Genomic DNA, 17,748 nt, shown 5'->3' with positions numbered 1-17,748 from the left:
CTCCGGCGACCGTGCATAACAACTTCTCACGATGGTGACATGATGACTCAAAAAGATCCTCAATCCACGCAGCCGCAGGCGACCTGCCCGATGGCGGCGGCCCGCGCGGAGACCGCAGCCCATCCTGCTGCATCTCCACGCCTGATGCGCGTTTCCGAAGTCGACCGCGAATACCCGGGCGGCACGCCGCTGGCCCAGGTGATGGATTGGGTGCGCGCCTTCCTGGCCCGCCCCCATCCGGAACTGGGACGCAAGGGCGCGGTATGCCCGTTCGTGCCTGTCTCGCTGCTACAGGACAGCATCTGGCTGGCGGAAATCACCGACCGTGACTTGAGCCTCGACAAGATCAGCGCGATCATCAGCGAATACCGCGATCTGTTCCTGGCCACCGAGCCGACCCGCGGACCCGATGCCATCAACAAGGCGTTCATGGTGGTCTTTCCGAACCTGGGTACGGAAGGCGCAGCCGTGGTCGACGAAGTGCAGTACCGGCTCAAGCGCGACTTCGTCGACATGGGCCTGATGTTGGGCGAATTCCACTCGGCGAACGAGAGCGAAGGCCTGCGCAACCCCGAGTTCCGGCCACTGCGCAGCCCGATCCCGATGCTCGCCATCCGGCACATGGTCGATTCCGACCTGCCCTTCCTGCTGCGTGCCGGCTATCCGGCCAGCGTGCGCGCCGCCTTCCTGCGCTCCTACCTGTACCGCATGGCCGGCACGCTGCCGAGCACCAAGCTGGAACAGGCATTGGACGGCGTGATCGAGGCCGAAGTCGAACAACGCATCGATATCCGCCTGGCGCTGCTGCCTGCCGTTGCCGCCGTCGATGCCGCGGCGGTTGCAGGCGCAGGCCCTACCGCCGTAGTGGCCGATGCTGCCGGCACCTTGCTGGGAGGCCGTCCATGACCACGGCGATCAAACCCGCGCAGGACGCCGACAGCACCCGCATCGCCATCGTCGGCGGTGGACTGGCCGGCTCGCTGCTGGCACTGGCGCTAGCTCGGCAAGGCCACGGCGTGGACCTGTACGAACGGCGGCCGGACCCGCGCCGCCAGTCGGCCGGCGCCGGCCGCTCCATCAACCTTGGCCTGTCCAAGCGCGGTATGCAAGGCCTGCGCATGGTCGGCCTGCTGGACGATGTGCTGGCCCGCTCGGTGGTGATGAGCGGCCGCGTGATCCACGCGCCAGACGGCAGCACCCGCTACCAGGCCTACGGCAAGGACGCCGGCGAAGTGCTCCATTCCATCGACCGCAACGAACTCAATCACCTGCTGCTGGACCGCGCGCAGCAGCATCCGCAGGTCAGGCTGCATTTCGAACACCGGCTGGTACGCGCGGACAAGGCCAACCGTACGCTGGAATTCGACACCCCGGATGGAAGCGTGACAGTGCAGCCGCTGTGGGTGGCCGGCGCAGATGGCGCCTTCTCCGCCATGCGTCGCGAGCTGCAGCACGGCGAACGTGCCGACTACCATCAGGAATACCTGGAATGGGGCTACAAGGAACTTACGCTGGCCGCCCGCCCGGACGGCAGTTCGGTGATCGAGCTGACCGCGCTGCACGTCTGGCCGCGCAGCCACTGCCTGTTCGTCTCGCATCCCAACTTGGACGGCTCGCACACACTGACCTTGTTCCTGCCGTTCGAGGGCGAGGAAAGCTTCGCTACCGTGCGCACGCCGGAACAGGTCAGCGCGCTGTTCGCCAAGTACTTCCCCGACCTGCTGCCGCTGCTGCCAGGGCTGCTGGATCAATGGGAGCGCCATCCGACCGGCTCCCTGATCACCACCCGCACCGCACCGTGGCGCTTCGGCGACTGGGCCGTGCTGCTGGGCGACGCCTGCCACGCCGTCTATCCGTTCTACGGCCAGGGCATGAACTCCGCCTTTGAAGACTGCTGCGTGCTGATGGCCGCATTGGCAGACCAGCCGAAGGATCTGGCCGCAGCCTTCAGCCGTTACGAACAGCAGCGCCGTCCCCACACCGACGTGCTGGCCGAACTGTCGAAGGCCAACTTCGTCGAGCTGCGGCAGAAAGTGCAGTCGCCCTGGTTCATCGCCCGCAAACGGCTGGACCTTGCGCTGAACCGATTGTGGCCGCGCAGCTGGCTGCCGCTGTACACCATGATCGCCCATTCCACCATGCCTTACGGCGAAGCGCTGGAACGCTCGCACCGCCAGGAACGCCTGCTGCGCACCGCGCTGGCCGGCATCGCCGCGCTGTGCTGCGCCGGACTGGCCTACGCCATCGGAGTCAAACCATGAATCGACCTGTTTCCATCTCCATCGAGCGGCGCGTAATTGCGCTGCTGCTGGCCGCGTTGTTCGGCATGTTCGCCGCCGTTGGCAGCAGCGTGCTGTTCGTGCCGTCGTCGCCGCAAGCCTTGCTGGCGCTACTGCCGCTGGCCGCCGCACTGCTGCTCAGCCCACGGCTGGCGCGCAGGTTGCCGGTGCAGTTCGACGGCATCTCCAATGGCCGCCGCCTGCTGTCCATCCTGTGGCTGCTGCTGGCACTGACCGCGCTGGCGCGCACCGCCGGCCTCGGGGTCTACATGGCCGATCCGCAGCGCCCGCAGGCATCCGCGATCTGGTTCGATCCGTTCTACGTCAACCACAGCTGCCTGTCCGGTTACTGGAAAGCCTCGGAACTGGCCAAGACGGGTGGCGTGAACATCTACGAAGAGACCCCGTACGAAGGCAATGAGGGCCGCTTCAAGCTGGACGCCTACCTGTATCCGCCGCAGTTCCTGCTGCTGCCGCGCGCCGTCGGCGCCGTTGGCGGCGGCTTCCTGCAACTGCGGGCGGTATGGTTCGCGCTGGATGCCGCGCTGCTGGCCGGCGCCATGCTGGCCTTGTGCGGTTGGATCGGCGGCCAGGCCGGACGTCGCGCCGCCCTGCTGCTGCCCGCCGCGTGGCTCGCGCTGCCGACCTTGATCACGCTACAGACCGGGAACTTCCAGCTGCCGGCGCTGGCCCTGTCGGTACTGGCCATGCTGCTGTTCCAGCGCGGCCGCGACCTGGCGGGAGGCGCGCTGCTCGGCGTCGCCATGGTCAAGATCTTCCCCGGCATCCTGTGCGCCTACCTGCTGTTCGGCCGCCGCTGGCGCGCGCTGGGCTGGAGCGTGGCGTGGTCGCTGGCCTACGCGGGCCTCGGCCTGGCGCTGCTGGGCGCCGCGCCGTTCAAGGACTTCATCGGCTTCGAACTGCCGCGCATCGCCAGCGGTGAGTTGTGGAGCTGGCTGGCGCTCGACGGCCTGGAAGGCGTCGCCGCCATCAACGACTCGGTTCCCGGGCTGGTATTCAAACTGCGCCTGCTTGGCCTGTCCGGCATGGATCATCACATGGTGGCCGGCGCCGCGTGGGTCTGGTCGCTGCTGCTGGTGGCGATCGCCGCGATCGCAGCCTGGCGTACGCAAGGCGCATCGCAACTGCGCCAGGCCACGGTCTGGATTTCCCTGCTAGGACTGGCGGCGCTGCGCAGCCCCTTCGTGCCCGACGACTACGGCCTGTTCCCGGCACTGTGGCTCTGGTGCCTGCTGGCCGGCTCGATCACCGTCAACGCGGCGCGCATCGCCGGGCTGGCCGTGCTCTGGCTGGGGTTCGCACTGGTCATGCCATTCAGCCTCGCCGCGCCCGGACAACTGCCCCTGCTGCTGACCGTGTCGACAGCAAGCCAGCTGCTGGCGCTGGGCCTGTGGCTGTGGGCCACGCTGCGTCCGCGCGACGGCGCGGCGCATGACCGGGCCGGGGCCGCCCATCACCGCAGTACCGCATCCAACACCGCTACCGCGCCGGCCATGGCCCAGGTGCGTTCCGATTCCTACCAATGAAAGCAATATGATGCAACTGACTACCCCTTCCCGCCTGCGCCGCAACCTGTTGTCGGCCCTGATCTTCGTCACCGCTTCCGCCGCCGCCGAGGATAAACTGCGCATCCCGCGCGCCTCGCATGCGCCTGTGCTGTCCGACTATGTCTCAGGCATCCCGGCCGATGCCGGCGTCGAAGTCAAGGGCTTCCGCCAGTTCCAGCCGGGCGATGGCCAGCCGGCGTCGCTGGAGACGCGCGCCTACCTGTCCTATGACGACCAGAACTTCTACGCCGTCTTCGTCTGCAAGGACGATCCTAAACTCGTGCGCGCCCGCATCGCCCGCCGTGAAGACCTGCCTGGCGACGACGCCGTGCAGCTGGACCTGGACACCTTCCACGACAAGCAGCGTTCATTCCGCTTCTACGCCAATCCCTACGGCGTGCAGATGGACGCCAAGCACACCGAGGGCGTGGGCGACGATTTCAACTTCGACACCCAGTGGACCTCCGACGGCAAACTGACCGCCGACGGCTACGTCGTCATGATGGCGATTCCGTTCAAGAGCCTGCGCTTCCGCAGCGCCGACGTGCAGGACTGGGGCGTGTCGGTGGGCCGCATCGTGCCGCGCCTGAACGAGTTCTCGTACTGGCCCTACATCACCCAGCGCCAGGAAGCCTTCGTGCCGCAGATGGCTGCTGCGGAAATCGCCGCCCCGGTATCGGCCGGCCGCAACATCCAGCTCAATCCCTACGCATACCTGGGCCGCAGCCGTGCGCTTGACCAGAGCGATCCGACGCGCCCCGGCTGGCAGCACGACAACAAGAACCAGGCCGGCCTGGACGCGAAGTTCGTGCTGGCCGACGCCTTCGCGGTCGACCTGACCTTCAATCCCGACTTCAGCGAAGTCGAATCGGATGAACCGCAGGTCATCATCGATCAGCGCTATGAAGTGCAGTTCCCGGAAAAGCGCCCTTTCTTCCTGGAGAATTCCGGCTTCTTCGCCACGCCGCAGCAGCTGTTCTTCTCGCGCCGCATCATCGATCCGCAACTGGGCGCGCGCATCACCGGCCGCACCGGCGACTGGTCGCTGGGCGGCCTGCTGATGAACGACGAGGCGGCCGGCAAACTGGCGGCTCCGGGCGACCCGGCCTATGGCAAGAAGGCCCGCATCACCGTGGCACGCGGCCAGCGCGACTTCGACACCGATTCGAACCTGGGCGCGATGGTGACAGACCGCCGCATCGCCGGCCATGCCAACACCGTCGCCGGGGCCGACCTACGCTGGAAGCTGAACGAGAACTGGGTGGCCAGCGGCCAGGCGGCCAGCAGCCGCACCAGCGACAGCGGCACGCCGGACAGCACCGGCAGCCTGGCCTACGCAGAGCTGCGCCGCACCGACCGCAGTTTCAATTACGCGACCACCTACCTCGACGTATCGCGCCGTTTCGAGAGCGAACTGGCCTTCATTCCGCGCACCGATATCCGTCAGCTGGGCCAGGAAGCGAGCTACATGTGGAACTTCACCGACGCCCCTTGGCTGGTCAGCACGGGGCCGAGCATCAAGGCGCTCTATACCAAGGACCACGACGGCCAGCTGCAAGACTGGTCGAGCGACGCCTGGTACACCGTCAAGGGCCTGCGCGCCACCACCTTCGAAGCCCACAAGCTCGACGCGCATGAACTGTACGCCGGCCAGCGCTTCCACAAGAACGGCTACCAGCTGGCCGCCAGCACCGAATGGTTCGATTGGCTGAACGGCTGGGTCAAGGTCGGCCAGAACGACGTGATCAACTATGTGCCGGCGGCCGGCACGCAAGCCGCCCTCGGCGACGCCCGCAGCGTCTCGGCCAATATCAAGTTCACGCCGCATCCGCAGTTCCGCGTCGAGCAGACGCTGTTCTGGAACGACCTGCGCACCAAGAGCGGCATGGCCGGCGTGGGCGCCGGCACCGGCGTGTACCGCGAGCTGCTGTCGCGCACCAAGTTCAACTACCAGTACAGCCGCTTCCTGTCGGCCCACCTGATCCTGGACTACACCAACCTGCGCACCAACAGCCAGCTGACCGCGCTCCCCGGCGGCAAACAGCTGACCGCCGACCTGCTGTTCAGCTATCTGCTCAGCCCCGGCACGTCGCTGTTCGCCGGCTATACGGACCGCCAGGAGAACCTGCAACTGGTGGGCAATCCGGCGCTGCTGGAGCGCACGCGCGGGCTTGAGCTACACACCGGCCGCAAGGCTTTCGTCAAACTCAATTACCTGTTCCAGCTCTGAACCATGCGACCCGTGCAAATTATCGTACCGATGTCCGGCTTCGGTGAGCGCTTTCGCCGTGCCGGCTACGAACTGCCCAAGCCATTGATCGAGATCGACGGCAAGCCGATCATCGCCCATGTCATCGAGATGTTCGATGCGGATGCGGACTTCCTCTTCATCTGCAACGAGGAGCATCTGCGCGAGCCGGCTTACCGCATGGAGGAAGTGCTGCGCCGCTGGTGCCCGCAGGGCCGCATCGCCGCTATCGCGCCGCATAAACTCGGCCCGGTGCACGCGGTGCTCCAGGTCGGGAATCTGATCGATCCGGAGCGCCCGGTGCTGGTGAACTACTGCGACTTCAGCTGCTACTGGGACTGGCGGCACTTCAAGCAGTTCGTCTCGATCAACGAGTGCGACGGAGCGATTCCGGCTTATCGCGGCTTCCACCCGCATACGCTGGGCAGCACCAACTATGCCTACATGCGCGAGCAAAACGGCTGGGTGCAGGCTATCCAGGAGAAGCAGCCGTACACCGACAATCGCATGGAAGAGTATGCGTCCAGCGGCAGCTACTACTTTGCGTCGGGACGGCTGATGGAAGAAGCATTCAGGGCCACGATGGAACAGCAGCTGACGGTCGGCGGGGAATATTACGTCAGCCTGGCCTACCGTCCGATGCTGGCGGCCGGCCGGCGCGTGGCTGTCTATCCGCTGCAGCACTTCATGCAGTGGGGGACGCCGGAGGACGTGGCCGAATACCGTGGCTGGTCGTCCGCCTTCGCCCGCCTCGCGCAGCGGCCGGAGTCTGCGGCCGCGTCAACGGAGGCCCCGGCGGCGGGCGCGCTGGTGCTGCCGATGGCCGGCATGGGCCAACGCTTCGCCGACCAGGGCTATGCGCTGACCAAGCCGCTGATCGGCGTCTCCGGACAGCCCATGGTGGCGCAGGCCGTGCATGATCTGCCGCCGGCGCTGCAGCACTGCTTCGTGCTGCGCGCGGACATGCCGGGCCATACCGCAATCGCTGAAGAACTGCGGCAGCGCCATCCCGGCGCTGTGATCGCCACGCTGCCCCAGGTCAGCGAAGGCCAGGCGTGCACCGCGCTGGCCGGCGTCGACGCGCTGGCCGAAGCGGGCCTGGAAGCGCAAGGCCCGTTGACGGTGGGCGCGTGCGACTTCGGCATGCTGTACGACCAGGCGGCGTTCCGTCTGCTGGCCGACGATCCGCAGGTCGACGTGATCGTATGGGGCGTGCGCGGCAACGCCAACGCCATCCGCAGACCGCAGATGTTCGGCTGGATCGACGAAGACCAGGGCCGCATCCGCCGCATATCGGTCAAGACGCCGTTGGCGGATCCCGCCACCGATGCCATCGTGCTGGGCGCCTTTACCTTCCGCCGCACCGCCGACCTGCGCCGGCTGGTGGATGCGCTGATCGCGCGCGATGGCCGCGTCAACGGCGAGTACTACCTGGACTCCTGCATCAACGACGCCATCGCCATGGGACTCGACTGCCGCCTGTTCGAAGTGGACCACTACCTGTCCTGGGGCACGCCGGACGACCTGCGCACCTTCGAGTACTGGCAATCCTGCTTCCACAAATGGGCCGGCCATCCGTACACGCTGGAGCAGGACGCCCGCGTTCCCGACGAAGCCTTGGCGGAGCTGGCGCACCGCTACCGCGCCATCACGCCGGCCGATCCCGGGAGGATGGCATGATGCGCCGCGAGCTGCCGGTGTTCCTGGTTGTCGGCACGCTGACGGTGCTGGTGGACCTGCTGGTCTATCGTGCGCTGATGGCGTCCGGGCTGGCGGCCACCGCGCCGGCCAAAGCGGTCGGCTTCCTGGCGGGTACGGTGTTCGCCTACTGCGCCAACCGCCGCTGGACCTTCGGCCACCGCGCCGCAGCTCCCGGCAGCGCGGCGCGCTTCGCCGTCCTGTACGGCGCCACGCTGGCCGCAAACGTCGCGGTCAACGCCATCGCGCTGCGGATACTGGACGCGGCCGGTCCCGCAGTCGCGGTGTCGCTGGCCTTCGTGGCGGCGACCGGCGTATCGGCCACGCTGAACTTCATCGGCATGAAGACGCTGGTGTTCTCCCACGCCCGCCGTACGGAGCTGCCATGAGATTCTCGCTGGTGATCCCGTGCTACAACGAAGCCGCCAATCTGCCGCTGCTGCTCAAGCGCTGCTTTCCGCTCGCGCTGCGGGATGACGTCGAAATTATCCTGGTCGATAACGGTTCAACCGACGACAGTCCGCAGGTGCTGGCCACGCTGCTGCCGACTTGCCCCGGCTGCCGGAGCATCCGCGTCGATGTCAACCAAGGCTACGGCTACGGCATCCTGGCGGGACTGGCGGCGGCCACCGGCGAGATCGTCGGCTGGACCCATGCCGACCTCCAGACCGATCCGCAGGACGCGCTGCACGGGCTGGCCCTGTTCGAGCGCCACGGCGACGGCATCTTCGTCAAGGGCCGCCGCTACGGCAGGCCGCTGGCCGACGTACTGTTCACGGCCGGCATGAGCGCCTTCGAGACGCTGTTGCTGGCGACCCCGCTGTGGGACATCAACGCCCAACCGACCATGTTTTCCAGGCGCTTCTTCGACACATGGCGCAACGCACCGCACGACTTCTCGCTCGACCTGTACGCCTACTACCAGGCACGCCGCGCCGGACTGGCGGTGCACCGGTTTCCCGTGCGCTTCGGCGAGCGCGCACACGGTGTCTCGCACTGGAACGTCAACTGGGCGGCCAAGCGGAAGTTCATCCGGCGCACCGTCGACTTCAGCCTGCAATTAAAAAACTCACTGAAACCATGAATCTGATCTCACATCGCCGCAATACCCTGGCCCAATTGGCCGACACGCCCGAACACCTCGGCGTGGAAGTCGATATCCGCAGCGACGGCGGACGGCTCATCATCCATCACGATGCCTTGACGCCCGGCGAGGCGTTCGAACCGTGGCTGGCGGCCTACCGCCACGGCACGCTGATCCTCAACGTCAAGGAGGAAGGCCTGGAAGCGGCGCTGATCGCGCTGCTGCGCCAGCACGGCATCGACGACTATTTTTTCCTCGACCAGTCCTTCCCCTTCCTGGTCAAATGGGCCAGGGCCGGCGAGCGGCGCTGCGCGGTACGGGTGTCGGAGTTCGAATCCATCGACACGGCGCTGACGCTGGCCGGACAGATAGACTGGGTGTGGGTCGACTGCTTCACCCGCTTCCCGCTCAGCGGCGGGGACGCCGCGCGGCTGCGCGGAGCGGGCTTCAAGCTATGCCTGGTGTCGCCCGAGCTGCAGGGGCGCGGCCCTGAGGAAATCGCCCAACTGGCGGCGCTGCTGGCCGAACGCGGCATCGTCGCCGACGCGGTCTGCACCAAGCGGCCGGACCTGTGGCAAAGCCAGGCGCAAAATCAGGTGCGTGCATGATGCGCCTGTTCCGCCATCCGCTATTCGCATTCGGCCTGGTGCTGCGGATCGCCATGCTGGCGACGATCGTGCCGCACGCCGTCACCGAGTGGTATGCGCCCTTCCTCTCCGCCAGCGCCAGCCAGCTGTCTGCCGATCCCTGGGCTGTGTTCCTCGCCCAGGGGGGCACGCCGGCGGCCTTCCCCTACGGTTACGTCATGTGGCTGGCGCTGATGCCGTTGGCCTTGGTGGCCAAGGCGGCCGGCATCGGCATCGGCCATGCCTACGGCGCCGGCTTGCTGGGTGCGGACATGCTGCTGCTGCAGGTGCTGAGCAGGATGCTGCCCGGGCGCGACACGCTGCTGCTGGCCTTGTACTGGCTGTCGCCCGTGATGCTGCTGGCCACCTATGGCCTGGGCCTGAACGACGTCGTGCCGATGCTGCTGCTGGTGGCGGCGCTGTACTGCACGCGGCGGCGGCAACTGGCTGCGGCAGGCGCCTTGTGTGCTGCGGCGGTATCGGCAAAACTGAGCATGGTGCTGGCGCTGCCCTTTTTCCTGATCTACCTGACCCGCAACCGCGCCTTGCAGCAGCAGTTGCCCGCCTTCGCGCGCGGCGCCGCGCTGGCGGGAGCCGTGTTCGGCCTGCCCTTCCTGTACTCGGACGCGGCGCTGCGGATGCTGCTGAATAATCCGGAGATGGGCAAGGTCTATCAGTTCTCGCTGCACGTCGGCGCCGGCACCACCGTGTATGTGATGCCGCTGGCCTACCTGGTCACGCTGTACTTGGCCTGGCGCGTGCGGCGCATGAACTTCGAACTGTTCAGCGCCTTGCTGGGACTGGGCTTCCTGCTGGTGGTGCTGCTGACGCCAGCCTCCCCGGGCTGGTTCGTGTGGATCGTTCCGACGCTGGTGTTCTACCAAGCCGCCAGCGACAGGTTGGCCGTGCTGCTGACGGCGGGCTTCTCGGCGCTGTTCGTGCTGGATAACCTGCCGCCCGACGTCTTGGCGGCGCTGCCGCTGGCATCGGTGACGCCAGTGGTGCACACGATGATGACCGCCGTCGGCATCGTGCTGGCGTTGCGGATGTGGCGCGAAACGGTCAGTTCGAACGATTACTTCCGTTTCAGCCGCAAGCCTTTCGTGATCGGCATCGCCGGCGATTCCGGCGCCGGCAAGGATACGCTGGCCGAATCCCTGCGAGGCCTGTTCGGCGGCCATTCGGTGGCGCACCTGTCCGGCGACGACTACCACCTGTGGGACCGGGCCAAGCCGATGTGGCAGGTCATGACCCATCTGAGCCCGATGGCCAACGACCTGGAATCCTACGCCAACGATCTGCTGGCCCTCACCGACGGCAAGGCCATCCTGTCGCGCCACTACGACCATGGCAGCGGCAAGATGAGCCGCCCGCAGCGCGTGCGCAGCAACGACTTCATCATCGCCAGCGGCCTGCATGCGCTGTACCTGCCGGTGCTGCGCGAGTGCTATGACCTGAGCATCTATCTCGATATCGACGAAGGGCTGCGGCGTTACTACAAGCTGCAGCGCGACGTGCTGGAACGGGGCCACAGCGCCGAACGGGTACGCTCGTCGCTCGACAAGCGGGAGCCAGACTCGATCCGCTTCGTGCGGCCGCAGGCGCGCCACGCCAGCCTGGTGCTGTCACTGCGGCCCATTCATCCGGACCTGTTGGAGCATCCGGTCGGCAGCGAGGCGCCGCGCGTCAAGCTGCTGGTGCGGTCCCGCAATGGCCTCAACGAGCTGTCGCTGCGGCGGGTGCTGGTCGGCGTGTGCGGCCTGCATGTGGACCTGGCGATGGACGACGACGCCAGCGAGATCGCCCTGACCATTGAAGGCGAAGCCACCAGCGAGGATATCGCCATGGCCGCCGCCACGCTGTTCCCGCGCATTACCGAGTTTCTCGACACCGTACCGCAATGGCGCGACGGCGCGCTGGGGCTGATGCAGCTGATCGCATTGGCGCACATACACCAAGCCTTGAACAAACGCTTAATCTGGTAAATCATGATGATCAAAATATCCAACGACGACCGCTTCACGCAGATCCCGGACGCCATCCTGTTCGACACCGACAACACGCTGTACCACTACGATCCGGCGCACGCGCTGGCCATGAGCGCGGTGCGCGGCAAGGTGGCCGCCACCTTCTCGCTCGACCCGGACGATTTCGACAAGGCCTATGCCAGTGCCCGCAGCGAAGTCAAGCTGCGCCTGAAGGATACGGCGGCCTCGCACAGCCGCCTGCTGTACCTGCAGCGCATGCTGGAGATCATCGGCCTCGGCTCACAGGTCCTGGTGGCGCTGGACCTGGAGCAGACCTACTGGCGCACCTTCCTCAGCAATGCGGTGCTGTTCGATGGCGTGAAAGAGCTGCTGGACGACATCCGCCTGCTCGGCATCCCCACCGCCATCGTCACCGACCTGACCGCGCAGATCCAGTTCCGCAAGATGGTCTACTTTGGCCTGGACCGCTACTTCGACTATATCGTCACCAGCGAGGAAGCGGGCTATGACAAGCCGCACGGCGCGCAGTTCGAACTGGCGTTGAAAAAAGTACGCCCCAGCGGCAACTGCATCTGGATGATCGGCGATAACCCGGTCAACGATATCGGCGGCGCCCGCCGCAGGATAGACGCCGTCACGCTGCAGAAACTGCACAACGGCGTGCAGCAAGGCCAGGGCGAGAACGCCGCCGACGCGGTGTTCCAGGAATTCGGCCAGGTGCGCAAGCTGCTCGAACGGCTAGGGGCGGCGCATTGAACGCGCGCGATGACAAGCAGGACGGCCTGCGCGCTGAGGTCAGCGCCTATTGTGCGCGGGTCGGCACCGATCCCCTGCTGGTACAGGGTGCGGGCGGCAACGCATCGTGGAAGAACGGCGATACGATGTGGGTCAAGGCTTCGGGCACATGGCTGGCGGAGGCGCAGCGGACGAATATCTTCGTGCCGGTTGACTTGGCCCATTTACGGGCCGCCATCGCCGCCGGCGATATGGAAGTCGTGCCGCGAGCGCTCGCGGGCAGCGCGCTGCGGCCGTCGATCGAGACGCTGATGCATGCGTTGATGCCCCAGACAGTGGTGATGCATCTGCATGCAGTGGAGATTCTAGCGCATCTGGTCCGTCCGGACTTCGCCGGCCCCGCACCGGCCCCGGCGCCTTGGTGCTGGGTGGATTATCACAAACCGGGAGCCGCGCTGGCCGGGGCGATTGTGGCGCGCTTGCGCGAACAGCCGGAGGCACAGATTATCTTCCTGCAGAATCATGGCGTGGTGATAGGCGGCGCCGACGTGGGCGAAGTAGAAACCATACTAACGTCGCTGCTGGCCTGCATGCGCACCGAGCCGGTCGCACCGGTCGCACCGACGGGCGCCGAGGCAAGCACAATGGCGAAGCTGACAGCCATTTCCGATGAGGGCATACAGCAGTTGGCCCTCGATCCGCGTCTGTACAAGCGGCTCCGGAAGGAATGGACATTGTGCCCGGATCATGTGGTGTTCCTCGGCGCGGAAGCCGCATGCTACGCGGACGCCGAGTCGTTCGTCGCCGCGCAAACAATGGGCGACGAAGCCAGGCTGGCCATCATCGCCGGCGTGGGTGTTTATGTGGCCGGGGACTTCGGCGCAGCCCGCACGGCGCAGCTGCGCTGCTACTACGACATCCTGGCCCGCCAGCCATCCGATGCGCCATTAACCACGCTGACGCCGCCGCAATTGGCCGAACTGCTGGACTGGGACGCCGAGCGCTATCGCCTGGCGATGGCCAGGTAGCCAAGCTGCGCGCGGCGGGCCGCCAGCAGCGCCAGGCCCACAGCCATCATAAGCAAAGTCGAAGGTTCGGGAACCGGCGAACCCGGTTCGACCGGATCGCCGGGCGGCGTATCGTCGACCACCAGTTCGCCGTAGGCCTGGAACTCGGCCACCGAATAGTGGTTGTCGCCCTTGGCCGTGATGCGGAAGGCCTTGGCCACCACCGGTGTAAGCAGCGGGCCGCCAAACAGATTCTGTCCCGTCGGGGACCGGTCGGTATTGACCGTGGTCGCCGATTGCCAGACGTTGGCGCGGTCGAGGAATTCGATGCGGTAGTCGTCGCCGTTGTCGGCTTCGAGGACCAGACGGTTGACGGAGGCGGCGTGCGCCAGCGTGATGGTCAGGCCGGCGTCCCCGCCGGACCAGTACACGGAGCCGAAATTCCACTGTTGGCCGATCGGATTGAACTCGCCATCGGTCACGCTATCGATCCGCGCGATGCCGCCTCCCAAAGTGGCGCCGGCGGAATCGCCCATGCCGTCGCCAAACGAGTCGACATCGGCGAGGTAGGCGACGTTGTCGTCAGCGTGTGCGTAACAGGAGAAGAGCATCGCGGCCATGGCCGCAGCGGTGGTCATTTTCATGTAGTGTCCTGGTTAGCGCAGCGCGGCGACATGGCGTTGACGGCGCATTTCGTCCTGCATCTGCATGGTGAGATAGGCTGCCTGGAGGGTTCCCGCATCCTGGCCTATGGTCTTGTGTGTGAGTGGGCGCGGCAGATCGGCCCATGGGCTGCGCGGCAGCTGTGCGACAGGCGTGACTACCGCCACGCGTTCGAAACCGTTGGTGGACTTCGGAGCGGCGCCGCCGCTGTTGATGGCGATGCCTGCCGAGCCGTCGTCGCTGGCGTCGGATTGGCTGCCCACAGGGCAATCGGCGTCGGTCAGCAGCACTTTGCCGTCGGCCGAAATGCAGCGATTGACGTCGGCTGCGGCATAGGCGGTGCTGGCGACAAGGCCGATGCATAACAGGCACTGTGCGATGCGGAGGGTGGCGTCCATGATAGATGTCCTTTAATAAAGTATATTAATTTTCTCGCAAGCCTGGATATCTATCTGTACGACGCCGTACGCACGGGCGAAGCCCGCTTGAATGCGTTGTTTTTTGGTCTAAGGTACAATATCGGCATGAAAGCGATATTCCTCATCCCCGCCCTCACCCTCTCCCTGGTTCACGGCTATGCCGCCGCGGAGTCCGTCCCCGATCATGGCTGGAACAACTCCGCAGAGTTGGGCGCCATCTCCACTTCCGGTAATACGGTCGGTACTTCCGTCACCGGCAAGCTGGATGCGAAACAGGAGCTGCCCGACTGGAGCAACGAGTACATCCTGGCCGGATACTTCAAGGACGAGCAGGTAACCAAGGCTGATGGCGAGAAGGTGCGCGAGCGTTCGGCGCAGCGCTATTCGTTCTCCGCCAAGTCGGCGTACAAGCTGCTGCAGGATCACGACAAGCTGTTCGCGCTGGCCACCCACGTCAACGATAAATTCGGCGCCTACACGCGCTACTCCACCGTGGGTGTCGGTTACGGCACGCAGACGTACACCACGCCGGAGCACAGCATGGACGTGGAAATCGGTCCTGGCTATTTCAACGGCACGCGTTCGACAGGCGAGTCGGAAAGCGGCCTGACCGTGCGCGGCGCGGCCAACCTGAAATGGAAACTGAGCGACACCGCCCAGTTCACGCAGAACCTGAGCGTGGAGCGCGGCACGTCCAACATCCACTCGCTGGCCGAGACGGCGCTGCGCACCAAAATCAACAGCACCATGCAGATGAAGGCCGCGTTCAGCGTCCGCAACGACACCAACGTGCCGGAAGATAAAAAGAACACCGATACCCAGACGTCGGTGACGCTGGTGTATTCGTTCTAACCCTACATGCCCTTGAAGCGGTGCTGGAAGCGCTGGCTCACGGGCAGCTTGTCGGCGTGACCGCGCAGGCTTAGCCACAAAGCGCCGTCGGCATCCCGGCTGACGGCGGCGATGCGCTTGACCGCCACCACATATCCCCTGTGTATCTGCCAGAAGCCCGCGTCCTCCAGCTCGGAGGCCAGGTCTTTCAATGGCGTGCGGATGTGGGCTTCGGCCTGCTGCGGCGTGACCACCCTCGTGTATTTAAACTCCGAACAGAAGTAGATCACATCGCTCAAGTCGATGAAGTGGATCGCGTTGCCGACGGTCGCCTGCAGCCACGAGGGCGCGGCCGGCTTGGGCGACAGCTGCTGCATCAGCCGCGCCAGGTCCGGAGGCGGTGTGCCGAGGCGCGCACGTACCCGCTCGATGGCGCGCACCAGCCGCACAGGGTCGGTCGGTTTGAGCACGTAATCGATCGCCCCTTCGTCGAAAGCGGCCAGCGCATGTTCCTGATAGGCGGTGACGAACACCACATGCGTGCGCGCGCCGAAAGTGCGCGCCACTTCCAGGCCGCTCAGGCCCGGCATGCGGATGTCGAGGAAGGCGACGTCCGGCTCCATCGCGCGGGCCAGCCGCAAGGCTTCGTAGCCGTCGGCCGCCTCGGCCACCATCTCGGCCTCCGGCCACAGGGAAGCCAGAGATTGCCGTAGTTCCGCGCGCAGCAAAGGCTCGTCGTCCGCGATCAATATGCGCGGGCGATGCGTGGACAAGGACATCATGCAGTCTCCAACGGTAAGGTGATTTCGGCTTCGGTCCAGCCGTCCGCCGCCACTTGCAAGCGGAACGCGGCGGCGCCGCCATGCAGGGCCGCCAGCCGCTCGCGCAGGTTGCGCAGGCCGACGCCGCTGCCCAACACGGATTTGCCTGGGCCGGCGCCGTTGTCGCGCACCGCCACGACCAACGCGCCTTCGCGGCGGCGCACCAGCATCCGCACGGTGACGTTGCCGGGATGCGGCTCGACGCCATGCTGCACGGCGTTCTCCACCAGCGGCATCAGCATCAACGGCGGCAGCACGAATGCGCCCAGTTCTGGCGGACAGTCGATTTCGAACTGCAGGCGGTCGCCGAAGCGTATGCCCATCAATGCGAGGTAATGCCCCGCCAGTTCGCATTCGCGCGCCATATTGGACATCGGGCTGCGCAGGTCCGGCAAGGCCGTATGCAGATAGCCGATCAGATGGTCGAGCATCGCCACCGCGCGTTCGGGATCGTGGCGCGCTAGGTAGCGCGTGTTGGCCAGCGTGTTGTAGAGGAAGTGCGGCTCGATCTGCGCCTGCAAGGCCTTCAGGTCGGCGGACAAGGCGGCCTGCTTCAACTGCGCCACCAGCAAGGCGCGAGACTGCTGCTGCGCGACCCACAGGCGTGGCGCCAGCAGCAGCAAGGCCAGCGCCGCCACCGCCAGCTGCACCAGCAAATCGTTATGCGTGATGATGCCGACCGTCGCCAGTCCGCCGTGATAAAGCAGTCCTGCCGCCCAGCTGGACAAGCCGACCATCGCCAGCAAGGCCGGCCACAGGAAGCGCCAGTCCCGCAGCCTGGCCACGGCTTCGAGCAGCGCCAGCAGGCTGGCGCCGCTGGCGCCGACCGGCAACAGCATCGCGCCGAACAAGGCGAGCAAGGTGTAAGCCTTGAGCACCAGGCATGCGAGCACGAAGCCGGCGGCCAGCACAGCGCTGAGCACCCTCTGCCGCCCGGTGCTTGACGCCACCTGCATCAACGCCAGGTAGCTGCTGCCAACGGCGGCAGTCATAAGGTCGGCGACTCCGGCAGCTTGTTGGGGCGCGGCGCGTCAACCGGTACATCCTTGCCCACGATCTCCAGCGACAGATCGTCAATCCAGACTTGCCCGACACCGGCGTTGATCACACCGAAATTGATGGACGTCGCCTCCTCCGGCACGTCCAGCGTGACGCTGCGGGTTTGCCAATCGGTGGTGCCGGATATCGGTTGGTCCTGGCTGTTGTAGAAGGCCAGGCTGACCGGCGTCTTGCCATCGACCCGCATCCACAAGCCGGCCCATTTGCTCACGTCGCGCGACTTGACCCGCGCCTGGAAGCGCACGCGCTGGCCGAGGTAGCGCTGGGAGGACACCGCCTGCGCCAGCGTGGCCCAGCTCTTGCCATCGCCCTGCGTATAGCGCAGGAACTTGGAGCCCTTGCCGCTGACGGTTTCGACGCTGTCGATGCCTGCCTGGTACGACGACGGCGCACCGCCGGTCACGAACCACGGCGCCGGCAGCTTGCCGGTCGATTCTGCGGCGACCACCCACAGCGAGGTGGCGGCGAGTGCTGCTGCGACTACGTGCATTGGTTTCATCTTATGTCCTTAATCATGTCCATGACGGGATGTCATGGGCACACTTTGCCCGATGGCGCGGCGGCGCGGGCGGCCATGCGACCGGCGCGGCCGGCGCCGGATAAGCGCGGCCAGGCCGCGATAAACGCCCCCGAAGCAGCGCCGGTTAATGCGATGCCAAGATTGAGCTTATTATAATGCCCCTCCGGCTGTCCAAAATAGCCGCAGTTTGATATAGTCGGCC

17 protein-coding genes are annotated in these 17,748 nt (G+C 66.0%); 12 read left to right on the top strand and 5 right to left on the bottom strand.

Going from position 1 to position 17,748, the window contains the following annotated elements; all coding sequences use genetic code 11:
• Positions 1-39: 39 nt before the first annotated feature.
• The 11 genes from GEV01_RS01975 to GEV01_RS01925 are packed head-to-tail and all read left to right on the top strand — an operon-like array spanning position 40 to position 13,254.
• Positions 40-906, top strand: coding sequence for a DUF6875 domain-containing protein (locus tag GEV01_RS01975; protein ID WP_152801181.1), 867 nt, complete (start codon positions 40-42; stop codon positions 904-906).
• Complete coding sequence (locus tag GEV01_RS01970) at positions 903-2,261, top strand: FAD-dependent oxidoreductase (RefSeq protein WP_152801179.1); 1,359 nt, start codon at positions 903-905, stop codon at positions 2,259-2,261. Before GEV01_RS01975 ends, GEV01_RS01970 begins: the two co-directional genes overlap by 4 nt.
• Positions 2,258-3,826: a glycosyltransferase family 87 protein gene (locus GEV01_RS01965; protein WP_152801177.1), complete on the top strand. Its 1,569-nt coding sequence runs from the start codon at positions 2,258-2,260 to the stop codon at positions 3,824-3,826. Before GEV01_RS01970 ends, GEV01_RS01965 begins: the two co-directional genes overlap by 4 nt.
• A gap of 7 nt (positions 3,827-3,833) precedes the next feature.
• A complete protein-coding gene (locus GEV01_RS01960) occupies positions 3,834-6,077 on the top strand; it encodes a carbohydrate binding family 9 domain-containing protein (RefSeq protein WP_152801175.1) in 2,244 nt (747 codons plus the stop codon).
• Between the two features lie 12 nt (positions 6,078-6,089).
• Positions 6,090-7,775 (top strand): NTP transferase domain-containing protein, encoded by a 1,686-nt coding sequence (locus tag GEV01_RS01955; protein ID WP_328595413.1) that lies wholly within the window; start codon positions 6,090-6,092, stop codon positions 7,773-7,775.
• Positions 7,772-8,182, top strand: coding sequence for a GtrA family protein (locus GEV01_RS01950; RefSeq protein WP_175022873.1), 411 nt, complete (start codon positions 7,772-7,774; stop codon positions 8,180-8,182). The genes GEV01_RS01955 and GEV01_RS01950 overlap by 4 nt, the downstream gene beginning before the upstream one ends.
• Positions 8,179-8,877: a glycosyltransferase family 2 protein gene (locus tag GEV01_RS01945; protein WP_152801169.1), complete on the top strand. Its 699-nt coding sequence runs from the start codon at positions 8,179-8,181 to the stop codon at positions 8,875-8,877. Before GEV01_RS01950 ends, GEV01_RS01945 begins: the two co-directional genes overlap by 4 nt.
• Complete coding sequence (locus GEV01_RS01940; RefSeq protein WP_152801167.1) at positions 8,874-9,485, top strand: phosphatidylinositol-specific phospholipase C/glycerophosphodiester phosphodiesterase family protein; 612 nt, start codon at positions 8,874-8,876, stop codon at positions 9,483-9,485. Before GEV01_RS01945 ends, GEV01_RS01940 begins: the two co-directional genes overlap by 4 nt.
• Complete coding sequence (locus GEV01_RS01935; protein ID WP_152801165.1) at positions 9,482-11,488, top strand: uridine kinase; 2,007 nt, start codon at positions 9,482-9,484, stop codon at positions 11,486-11,488. Before GEV01_RS01940 ends, GEV01_RS01935 begins: the two co-directional genes overlap by 4 nt.
• Positions 11,489-11,491: 3 nt before the next feature.
• Positions 11,492-12,247: an HAD family hydrolase gene (locus tag GEV01_RS01930; protein WP_235914137.1), complete on the top strand. Its 756-nt coding sequence runs from the start codon at positions 11,492-11,494 to the stop codon at positions 12,245-12,247.
• Entirely contained in the window at positions 12,244-13,254 is a 1,011-nt protein-coding gene (locus GEV01_RS01925) for a class II aldolase/adducin family protein (RefSeq protein ID WP_152801164.1), read from the top strand. Before GEV01_RS01930 ends, GEV01_RS01925 begins: the two co-directional genes overlap by 4 nt.
• Here the strand turns inward: GEV01_RS01925 and GEV01_RS01920 are convergent.
• Positions 13,230-13,877: a PEP-CTERM sorting domain-containing protein gene (locus GEV01_RS01920; protein ID WP_152801162.1), complete on the bottom strand. Its 648-nt coding sequence runs from the start codon at positions 13,875-13,877 to the stop codon at positions 13,230-13,232. The two genes, GEV01_RS01925 and GEV01_RS01920, sit on opposite strands and share 25 nt — an antisense overlap.
• A gap of 12 nt (positions 13,878-13,889) precedes the next feature.
• On the bottom strand, positions 13,890-14,294 hold the full coding sequence (locus GEV01_RS01915) for a hypothetical protein (protein ID WP_152801160.1): 405 nt from the start codon (positions 14,292-14,294) through the stop codon (positions 13,890-13,892).
• Between the two features lie 126 nt (positions 14,295-14,420).
• On the opposite strand from GEV01_RS01915, the gene GEV01_RS01910 reads away from it, so the two are divergent.
• Entirely contained in the window at positions 14,421-15,167 is a 747-nt protein-coding gene (locus GEV01_RS01910) for a DUF481 domain-containing protein (RefSeq protein WP_152801158.1), read from the top strand.
• Positions 15,168-15,169: 2 nt separating this feature from the next.
• On the opposite strand, the gene GEV01_RS01905 is transcribed toward GEV01_RS01910, so the two are convergent.
• From GEV01_RS01905 to GEV01_RS01895, 3 genes are read right to left on the bottom strand one after another with little or no spacing between them, the layout of a single operon-like run.
• Positions 15,170-15,928, bottom strand: coding sequence for a LytR/AlgR family response regulator transcription factor (locus tag GEV01_RS01905; RefSeq protein ID WP_152801155.1), 759 nt, complete (start codon positions 15,926-15,928; stop codon positions 15,170-15,172).
• Positions 15,925-16,959: a sensor histidine kinase gene (locus GEV01_RS01900; RefSeq protein WP_152801153.1), complete on the bottom strand. Its 1,035-nt coding sequence runs from the start codon at positions 16,957-16,959 to the stop codon at positions 15,925-15,927. The genes GEV01_RS01905 and GEV01_RS01900 overlap by 4 nt, the downstream gene beginning before the upstream one ends.
• Complete coding sequence (locus tag GEV01_RS01895; protein ID WP_152801151.1) at positions 16,956-17,525, bottom strand: transcriptional regulator; 570 nt, start codon at positions 17,523-17,525, stop codon at positions 16,956-16,958. The genes GEV01_RS01900 and GEV01_RS01895 overlap by 4 nt, the downstream gene beginning before the upstream one ends.
• Positions 17,526-17,748 lie beyond the last annotated feature (223 nt).

Origin of the sequence: Rugamonas rivuli, from assembly GCF_009380165.1 — a bacterium.
Classification (GTDB): domain Bacteria; phylum Pseudomonadota; class Gammaproteobacteria; order Burkholderiales; family Burkholderiaceae_D; genus Rugamonas; species Rugamonas rivuli.
This window is presented reverse-complemented; position numbering and strand designations above follow the sequence as displayed.